Origin of the sequence: Pseudomonas sp. PARCl1 (assembly GCF_947311875.1) — a bacterium.
Taxonomy (GTDB): domain Bacteria; phylum Pseudomonadota; class Gammaproteobacteria; order Pseudomonadales; family Pseudomonadaceae; genus Aquipseudomonas; species Aquipseudomonas juntendi.
On the sequence record NZ_CAMZMX010000081.1, the window covers coordinates 1 to 8,561 of the forward strand.

The 8,561-nt window shown below is 63.0% G+C and carries 12 protein-coding genes; 6 read left to right on the plus strand and 6 right to left on the minus strand.

The genetic code is table 11. The features are described from left to right. Nucleotides 1-203: 203 nt before the first annotated feature. On the minus strand, nt 204-1,277 hold the full coding sequence (locus tag QME24_RS24205; RefSeq protein WP_054906244.1) for an aminopeptidase: 1,074 nt from the start codon (nt 1,275-1,277) through the stop codon (nt 204-206). A gap of 84 nt (nt 1,278-1,361) precedes the next feature. Here QME24_RS24205 and QME24_RS24210 point away from each other — a divergent pair, with 84 nt between their 5' ends. Further along, a complete protein-coding gene (locus tag QME24_RS24210) occupies nt 1,362-1,775 on the plus strand; it encodes a hypothetical protein (protein WP_029887968.1) in 414 nt (137 codons plus the stop codon). 54 nt (nt 1,776-1,829) lie between these two features. Beyond that, nucleotides 1,830-2,243 (plus strand): hypothetical protein, encoded by a 414-nt coding sequence (locus QME24_RS24215; RefSeq protein ID WP_054906239.1) that lies wholly within the window; start codon nt 1,830-1,832, stop codon nt 2,241-2,243. Nucleotides 2,244-2,399: 156 nt separating this feature from the next. On the opposite strand, the gene QME24_RS24220 is transcribed toward QME24_RS24215, so the two are convergent. Together QME24_RS24220 and QME24_RS24225 are read right to left on the minus strand one after the other, a co-directional pair. Then, a complete protein-coding gene (locus QME24_RS24220; protein ID WP_009682184.1) occupies nt 2,400-2,633 on the minus strand; it encodes a DUF1161 domain-containing protein in 234 nt (77 codons plus the stop codon). Between the two features lie 74 nt (nt 2,634-2,707). Further along, nucleotides 2,708-3,133, minus strand: a complete 426-nt coding sequence (locus tag QME24_RS24225; protein WP_009682183.1) for an OsmC family protein — start codon at nt 3,131-3,133, stop codon at nt 2,708-2,710. Nucleotides 3,134-3,284: 151 nt separating this feature from the next. On the opposite strand from QME24_RS24225, the gene QME24_RS24230 reads away from it, so the two are divergent. Next, a complete protein-coding gene (locus QME24_RS24230; RefSeq protein WP_280091897.1) occupies nt 3,285-4,289 on the plus strand; it encodes an LLM class flavin-dependent oxidoreductase in 1,005 nt (334 codons plus the stop codon). Between the two features lie 37 nt (nt 4,290-4,326). On the opposite strand, the gene QME24_RS24235 is transcribed toward QME24_RS24230, so the two are convergent. Then, nucleotides 4,327-4,548, minus strand: a complete 222-nt coding sequence (locus QME24_RS24235; RefSeq protein ID WP_054906241.1) for a DUF1161 domain-containing protein — start codon at nt 4,546-4,548, stop codon at nt 4,327-4,329. A 101-nt stretch (nt 4,549-4,649) separates the two neighbouring features. After that, nucleotides 4,650-4,865: a dodecin gene (locus QME24_RS24240; RefSeq protein WP_029887971.1), complete on the minus strand. Its 216-nt coding sequence runs from the start codon at nt 4,863-4,865 to the stop codon at nt 4,650-4,652. Between the two features lie 150 nt (nt 4,866-5,015). Here QME24_RS24240 and QME24_RS24245 point away from each other — a divergent pair, with 150 nt between their 5' ends. Beyond that, nucleotides 5,016-5,339, plus strand: coding sequence for a DUF883 family protein (locus QME24_RS24245; protein ID WP_009682179.1), 324 nt, complete (start codon nt 5,016-5,018; stop codon nt 5,337-5,339). On the opposite strand, the gene QME24_RS24250 is transcribed toward QME24_RS24245, so the two are convergent. Then, nucleotides 5,336-6,232 carry a LysR family transcriptional regulator gene (locus QME24_RS24250; RefSeq protein WP_280091896.1) on the minus strand — a complete coding sequence of 299 codons (897 nt, stop codon included), beginning with the start codon at nt 6,230-6,232 and terminating at the stop codon, nt 5,336-5,338. The two genes, QME24_RS24245 and QME24_RS24250, sit on opposite strands and share 4 nt — an antisense overlap. 107 nt (nt 6,233-6,339) lie before the next feature. On the opposite strand from QME24_RS24250, the gene trpB reads away from it, so the two are divergent. Both trpB and trpA read left to right on the plus strand, forming a co-directional pair. Next, nucleotides 6,340-7,557 carry a tryptophan synthase subunit beta gene (gene trpB / locus QME24_RS24255; RefSeq protein WP_029887973.1) on the plus strand — a complete coding sequence of 406 codons (1,218 nt, stop codon included), beginning with the start codon at nt 6,340-6,342 and terminating at the stop codon, nt 7,555-7,557. Further along, a complete protein-coding gene (gene trpA, locus QME24_RS24260; protein WP_054906243.1) occupies nt 7,554-8,363 on the plus strand; it encodes a tryptophan synthase subunit alpha in 810 nt (269 codons plus the stop codon). Before trpB ends, trpA begins: the two co-directional genes overlap by 4 nt. The last annotated feature ends 198 nt before the right edge of the window (nt 8,364-8,561 follow it).

The following is an 8,561-nucleotide window of genomic DNA, read 5'->3' on the forward strand; positions in this document are numbered from 1 at the left end:
GCACCAAGGCGTTCGCGCGCAAATCCCACAGGAATAATTGGCCCGAAACAAACGTAGGAGCGAGCGCAGCTCGCGATTGCGCCGCGCGGGCGGCGCTCGCTCTAACAGGCGCTGCATACCTTGTGGCAAACACCTATCAGCCCTGATGCGCCCCCCGTGGGAGTTGGCTTGCCGACGATGGGCCGCAACGCCGCCCCAAAGTCTCACCGGCCAGCCATCAACTTCTGCAACGCCGCCCTCCTTTCAGCGATGGGCAACCTCCCCAACTGCTCAACCCGTTCATAGAACCGCCCCCAATCCCCGCCAACCTCGCGAAACACCGCCGCAAACGCCGGCACCCACTGGTCATACAGCCCGAACGGCAACAGCTTGGCATTGTTCATGGGCCCGTACACCCAGGCGTCAAAGCGCTTGTCGCCGCCCCACTGGCTGTCCCGCACCTGCTGGTAGTCACGCCTGAGCCGCGCGAACTCCGCCCGCTTGGCCTGGCGCTTGTGCGCATCATCCAGCGGCCCGGCGTAAATCGCCTGCAACCGCTCGCGGCTGGCCAGCACCAGTTGGATAAACTGCTCCCGCTGCTGCCCCTGATCGCCACCCACCGCAGCCAGGCCACGCGCCGCGCGCCATTGCCGGGTGCCTTCCTGTTCGACGAACGAGGCAAAGGACTCGTTGAACTCGGTGTCGTCCTGCACATAAAAGCGCTGGTGCGCCAGCTCGTGAAAGATCAAGGTCGCCAGGCGTTCGTCACCCCAGCCCACCATCGACGACAGAATAGGGTCGTCGAACCAGCCCAAGGTGGAATAGGCCTCCACCCCGCCCACGTACACATCCAGCCCTTCCTCACGCATCAACGCTGCCGCGCCACGTGCTGCACCTTGCTGGTAGTAGCCGCGGTACGCCACGCAACCCGCTATCGGAAAACAGTGGGTCACCGGTTGCAGTGAGAGCTCTGGCGTGGCGAAAACATTCCAAACCACATAGGGGCGCCCAAGGTCGGCGTATACCCGGTAGCTGCGGTTATCCGGCAGCTTCAGCTGCTGGCTGGCAAACGCCCGCGCCTGTTCCGCCCGTTGCAGGCGCGCCCGTAACAGGGGAGGGGTAGCAGGGTCGGCGACCACCTGTTCCACCGGTTGCCGCGCGCGCAGCAGTTGCCACTGGCCTTGCGCAAGCTGGCCGTAATAGGCCGCACTGCTGCAACCACTCAGCAGAAGCACCGCCAGCAGCGGAACCAAACGGGTGAAAACGCGGTCGAGTGGCCCAGGGCCTGAGCGCTGCAAAAGAAAAAGTCGAAGCATCGGGACTGTCTGACTCGCTCAAGGCCGATTCGCTCCAAGACTATCTCGCCACGGGGGAGTTTCGCCATGCGTGCATTGTGGGTCGCCGGTTCACTGTTGCTGTTATCTGCCTGTTCAACGCTGCCAGACCCAGACCCGAACCAGGCCTGGATCGACCTCACGCCCTACGACAACACCTCGTTGCACGCGGTGCAGGTCGATGAGCGCGATTGGGCCGACAATCGGTACTTCGAAGTGCAGCCTGGCAGCCACGAGTTGACCGTGCGCTACCAGTTTCCGGTCAACCCCAGCAACATCGGCCCGGTCGACCAACCCCTGTGGCGAGATTGCCAGGTAAAGCTGGCGTTCAAAGACTTCAACGCCGGGCAACGCTATCAGCTGCAGGCCGGGAGCATCGGCTTCCGCCCGTGGGTGAAGTTGTATGACCAGCAACAAAAACTGCTGGGCCAGGGCCTGCCAGCGGGCTGCCAGCACACCTAACCACGCAAACGGCGCTATGCTGTTAACGTGCCAATCGCAAGTGGGAGCTTTGCCATGCGCCAGCCCATGATGCTGATCGCCCTCAGTGCACTGGGGGCTTGCGCCAGCCCCTTGCCGCCGGTCGACCCCAAGCAAGCCTGGGTCGACTTGTACACCATGACCCCCGGCCGGGTAATCATGGCCGACCGCCTTGACGGGAAGCGCCTGGAAGACGGCCGATACTTTCAGGTAACCCCCGGCAAGCATGAGCTGGTCGTGCGCTTCGATTACGAGATCTACTCTGGCGGGATGCTGACCGACCCCAGGGACCGTACCTGTTACCTGACTGTGCGCTTCGATGACTTCAAGGCTGGGGAACGTTATCGCCTGGAGGCGCGGGCGCCGGTAATGGAGCCGCAGGTATTGCTGTATGACGCCAGCCGCACGGTGCTGGTGAATGAGCCTAGCGATGTGTTCTGTATTCCGTAGGCGGGAGTGTGCGGGTAGGGGCTGCTGCCGGTAGGGGGGGCTGCGAGTCAGGGGCTGCTGCGCAGCCCATCGCGACGCAAGGTCGCTCCCACAGGGGCCTGTGGAAGCGGGCTTTTGTCGCAAATGGGCCGCGAAGCGGCCACTCATGCTCGAGCGCTAGCGATCATTCTTCTGGTAAATGATCTTCTTGGTCCCGCCGTCGCACGTCCCGACCACCATGTTCGGGTCCTGGACCTCACTGTTAGGCACGATCTCCAGGGTGTACGAAGCCACCCCTTGGGCCTGGATCTTGGCCTCGATCTCGGCTTTCAGTTCCTCGCACGGCTTGACCGCCGCCAGCGCAGACGTGGCGACCAGCGAAGCGAACACGGCGATTGCTACGCGAATCATGGAACGGCTCCTGAAAAGGCAGTATTGCTGCCGACATTGGTTAGACTACAGCAAACTGCCATCGTTGCGCCGCTTCAGCCCACCAACGCCGCATCCAGGCTGATCTTGGCGTTGAGCACCTTCGACACCGGGCAGCCTGCTTTGGCCTTGTTGGCAATCTCCATGAACTGCGCCTCGCTGGCGCCTGGCACCTTGGCTCGCAACACCAGGTGTACAGCGGTAATGGCAAAACCATCAGGCTGCTTGTCGAGGGTGACTTCCGCCGCCGTGTCGATCCGGTCCGGGGTGAGCCCGGCCTCGCCGAGCATCATCGACAGCGCCATCGAGAAGCAGCCCGCATGCGCCGCACCGATCAGTTCCTCTGGGTTGGTACCCGGCGTGTCCTCGAAACGGGTGTTGAAGCCATAAGGGTTCTGCTTGAGGGCGCCGCTTTCGGTTGAAAGCAGGCCTTTGCCGTCCTTCAAACCACCTTGCCAGATCGCCGATGCTGTTTTCTTCATGATGCCTCCTTGTCACTCGGTTACGTGCCTATGGGTTCAGAGGTCCGGTACGCCCGGCAAGTTCAGAGCAATTGCGCCCCCCATTGAATCCAACGATTACGCCCATACAGAGTCATAAAGGCCTCTGGCCAATCATTCTTGCGGAGACCCCATGACGCAGCTACGTGTCCTGAAGATTTCCACCCTCGACCTTGTGCCCGTTCGCGCCGATGCCGGCCCGGCGCAGTCGCTGCGCAACTCCCTGGACTTGGCGCAGCATGTCGAACGCTTCGGCTACAACCGCTTCTGGGTGGCCGAACACCACAACATGGACGGCATCGCCAGCTCGGCAACCTCGGTGCTTATCGGCTACCTCGCCGGGGGCACTTCGAGCATTCGCGTAGGCTCCGGCGGGGTCATGCTGCCCAACCATGCGCCGTTGGTGATCGCCGAGCAGTTCGGCACCCTCGCCAGCCTGTACCCGGGGCGCATCGACCTCGGCCTTGGCCGTGCGCCAGGCTCCGACCAGATGACTGCATACGCCTTGCGCCGAGACCGCGCAGGTGGCCCGGACGATTTCCCGGACGATGTCGAAGAGCTGTCACGCTACCTTGGCCCCCGAACCGATGATCAAAAAGTGATCGCTGTGCCTGGCCACGACACCGATGTGCCCATGTGGCTGCTGGGCTCCAGCCTGTTCAGCGCGCAACTGGCCGGTATGCGCGGCATGCCCTATGCCTTCGCCTCGCACTTCGCGCCGCGTTACATGCACGAGGCAATCCGCGTGTATCGCAACCACTTCAAACCGTCCACCACGCTGGACAAACCCTATGTGATGCTGGGTATTCCCATGGTGGTTGCCGAAACCGATAAACAGGCCGAATACCTGGCCACTTCGGTGTACCAGCGCATTCTGGCGCTGATTCGCGGGCAGAGCCTGATGCAGAAACCACCGGTACCCAGCATGGACGGCTTATGGCTGCCCCATGAACGCGATGCGGTAGGCAGCTTCCTGGGGTTGGCGATGATTGGCAGCCCGCAGAAAGTGCGCGCCAAAGTGGAGGTGTTGCTGGAGCAAACCGGGGCGGACGAGCTGATGTTTACCTGTGACCTGTACGAGCATGCAGACCGTATCCGCGCTTATGAGCTGCTGGCGCAGGCTTTGAAGAGCGAGTGAACCCCTTCGCGAGTGCCCCCGCGAAGGGGCCACCGCGTCAGCCGCGGCGGTAGACGATTTCCTTGGTGCCGCCTTCGCAGCTGCCGATCACCTTGCCCGCCGGGTCGCCCTTTTCGACGATCTCCAGCTTGTAGCCAACAACCCCCTTGGCATCGAGCTTGGCGGCAATTTCCGCTTTCAGCTCCTCGCAGGGTTTGCCCGCCGCCATCGCGCCACCGGCCAGCGTCATCAGGCCCAGCGCCAGTATCAGTTTGTTCATCACTTGCATTCCTTGTGCAGATGAAACCAGAAAGGGGCGCCCACCAGGGCGCCCTGTTCCTAATACCCCATCAGTGCAACCTGTTCCAGCCTGGCTGTGTTTCAGCTATTGGCGATACGGAAGCCCACCTTCAACGTCACCTGGAAGTGCGCGACCTTGTTGTCGCGAATGTGGCCACGGGTTTCGGCCACCTCGAACCACTCCATGTGCTTGATGCTCTGGCCGGCTTCGGCCAGGGCATTGTTGATTGCTTCTTCGATGCTGGTAGGCGAAGACCCCACCAGTTCGACCTTCTTGTAGGTGTGATGATCGGTCATGAGCGCTCTCCTTGGGTAACAGTGATATTCAGCCTGGCAGTGCGAGCCTGGTTTACCTGCGAGCTGTCATCAGGGGCGAAAGTTCGATCGCACTTTCGTGCAGCCCAAGGGTCGCACTTCATAGAGTCCATACTGCAAAGGAGAGTCAACATGCCCCGCAATTCGCTGCGTAAAACATCCCTGGAAAGCATGGAAGCAGAGATCGAAAGCCTGCTGAAAAGCCTGGAAAGCCTGAAGCACGATGCCTCCGAAGAAACCCAGAAATCAGTCAAGGCCATGCGCAGCAACGCCGAGAGTGCCCTGCGCCATTCGCGCAGCCTGCTGAGCGATGCCTATGAGGAAGTCAAGGAGCGTACCCGCCAGACCGGCATCGCCACCCGCGACTATGCCCAAGAGCACCCGTATACCACTGCCGGTGTAGCCATCGGCGCCCTGGGTCTGCTGGCAGCTTACTTGCTGTGCAAGCGCAACTAAGCGCTCTGCCCTAGCAGTTCTCCCCGCAACCATTGCGCCAGTTGCTCGGCGCGCCCGTCAGCGGCGCGCCGAGGTACCCACAGCGTCAGCGCCGCCGGGGTCGGTGAGAAGCCCCACGGCGCACTCAGGCGGCCCGCCCGCAGGTCATCGGCGACCAGTGGTTGCGGCGCGATCGCCACGCCCAGTCCCGCCACCGCAGCTTCCAACAGGTAATACAAATGCTCGAAAGCCTGCCCGTAGTGCATGGCAGTTGGCACCAGACCCTGCTGCGCCGCCCAGGTCGGCCAAGCCTGTGGGCGTGAGGTGGTGTGCAATACGGTTTCTTCGAGCAAAGCTTTGGCTGGCGCCCCCTGCAAGCGCTGATAACCGGCGAAGTGCGGGCTCAGCACCGGGCCGATACGCTCCTCGGCCAACACATGCACCTGCATGTCTGCCGGCCACGGTGGCTCGGCATACACCAATAGCGCATCCAGCCCTGGTCGTCTTGGATCGAGGTCGCCCTCACCGGCTGAAAGGTGCAGGCGCAGCTCTGGCAGGTCTGCCTGCAAACGCCCCAACCGCGGGATGAACCAGCGCGCCAGCAGGCTGCCTGAGCAACCCAGTACGAACGGGGCCTCGCGGGTGTCGCGGCTCAGTTCGGCACATGCACTGCGCAAGCGGTCGAACGCCTCGCCACTGGCATCGCGCAGTCGCAGTCCGGCATCTGTGAGTTTGATGCCACGCCCGTCCTTGACGAACAACGCCACCCCCAGATGCTCCTCAAGCACCTTGATCTGCCGGCTCACGGCACCATGGGTAACGTGCAACGCCTCGGCCGCCTGGCTGACACTGTTAAGCCGGGCAGTGGCCTCGAAAGCACGCAGGGCATTGAGGGGAGGGAGGTCGTGAGCCATTACCTGTGAGTTTTCCTGACAAGTTTGCGCAATCTTATCGGTTTTCAGCCGGGCCTGTCGTGGTTAGAGTAAAGCCCATCACTCATTGCCTAGCCCTGGAGCGCCCCATGACCCAGTCCCAATACCGCCCCGGCCCCGACGCCAATGGCCTGTTCGGCTCGTTCGGCGGCCGCTATGTGGCCGAAACCCTCATGCCACTGGTGCTGGACCTGGCCCGGGAATACGAAGCGGCCAAGGCCGACCCGCAATTCCTCGAAGAGCTGGCCTATTTCCAGCGCGACTACATCGGCCGCCCCAACCCGCTGTACTTCGCCGAGCGCCTGACCGAACACTGCGGCGGCGCGAAGATCTTCTTCAAGCGTGAAGAGCTCAACCACACCGGCGCGCACAAGGTGAACAACTGCATCGGCCAGGTGCTGCTGGCCAAGCGCATGGGCAAGAAACGCCTGATCGCCGAAACCGGCGCCGGCATGCACGGCGTAGCGACCGCTACCGTCGCTGCGCGCTTCGGCCTGCCTTGCGTGATCTACATGGGCGCCACCGATATCGAACGCCAGCAGGCCAACGTGTTCCGCATGAAGCTGCTGGGCGCCGAGATCGTTCCGGTTACCGCGGGCACCGGCACCCTCAAGGACGCCATGAACGAAGCGCTGCGCGACTGGGTGACCAACGTCGACGACACGTTCTACCTGATCGGCACCGTGGCGGGCCCGCACCCATACCCAGCAATGGTCCGCGACTTCCAGTCGATCATCGGCAAGGAAACCCGTGCCCAGTTGCAGGAAAAGGAAGGCCGCCTGCCGGACAGCCTGGTCGCCTGCGTGGGGGGTGGCTCCAACGCCATGGGCCTGTTCCATGAGTTCCTCGAAGAGCCAAGCGTCCAGATCATCGGCGTTGAAGCCGGCGGCCACGGTGTGCACACCGACAAGCATGCTGCCAGCCTGAACGGCGGTGTGCCCGGCGTACTGCACGGCAACCGCACCTATCTGTTGCAGGACGATGACGGCCAGATTACCGACGCTCACTCGATTTCGGCCGGCCTCGACTACCCGGGCATCGGCCCCGAGCATGCCTACCTGCATGAGGTGAAGCGCGTTGAATACGTCAGCATCACCGATGACGAAGCACTGGATGCCTTCCACGCCACGTGCCGCCTGGAGGGCATCATCCCGGCCCTGGAAAGCGCCCACGCCCTGGCCGAGGCAATCAAGCGCGCCCCGCAGTTGCCCAAGGACCACCTGATGGTGATCTGCCTGTCGGGCCGCGGCGACAAAGACATGCAAACCGTCATGAGCCACATGGCCGCCCAGGAGAAACAGGCATGAGCCGTCTAGAACAACGCTTCGCCGAGTTGAAAGCCGAAAGCCGCTCGGCACTGGTCACCTTCGTTACCGCAGGCGACCCGGGCTATGACGCCTCGCTGCAGATCCTCAAGGGCCTGCCTGCTGCAGGCGCCGATGTGATCGAACTGGGCATGCCATTCACCGACCCAATGGCCGATGGCGTAGCCATCCAGCTCGCTACCCTGCGCGCGTTGGAAGCGGGCCAGAACCTGGCCAAGACCCTGCAGATGGTTCGTGAATTCCGTGTGGACAACCACACCACGCCGATCGTGCTGATGGGCTACTACAACCCGATCCACCGTTTTGGCGTGGAAGCGTTCGTGAATGAAGCCAAGCAGGCTGGCGTCGATGGCCTGATCATCGTCGACCTGCCGCCAGAGCACGATGCAGAACTGGCGACCCCGGCCCAGGCTGCAGGTATCGACTTCATTCGCCTGACCACCCCGACCACCGACGACGCGCGCCTGCCGCGTGTGCTGGCGCGCAGCTCCGGGTTCGTCTACTACGTGTCCGTGGCCGGTGTGACCGGGGCCGGCTCGGCGACCACCGAGCACGTGACCGAAGCCATTGCCCGCCTGCGTCGGCATACCGACCTGCCGATCAGCGTTGGCTTCGGCATTCGCACCCCAGAGCAGGCGGCGAACATCGCCCGGCTGGCCGATGGCGTGGTAGTGGGCTCGGCGCTGGTCGACAAGATTGCCCAGGCCAACACGGCCGAACAGGCGGTGAGCGATGTGTTGAGCCTGTGCTCGGCACTGGCGGAAGGGGTGCGCGGCGCTCGTCGCTGACCGGCGTCGGCTTCATCGCCGGCAAGCCAGATTCCACAAGGATTCCACAGGGCCTGAGGGTGGCGCTGTACCTGTGGGAGATTCTATGGTTCCTGGCAAGGGTAGCCGCTGCATCTTCAGTGCCTGTGAGATCGAGCGCCGCCCGCGCGGCGCATCGCGAGCTGCGCTCGCTCCTACGTTTGTTTCGGGCCAGTAACG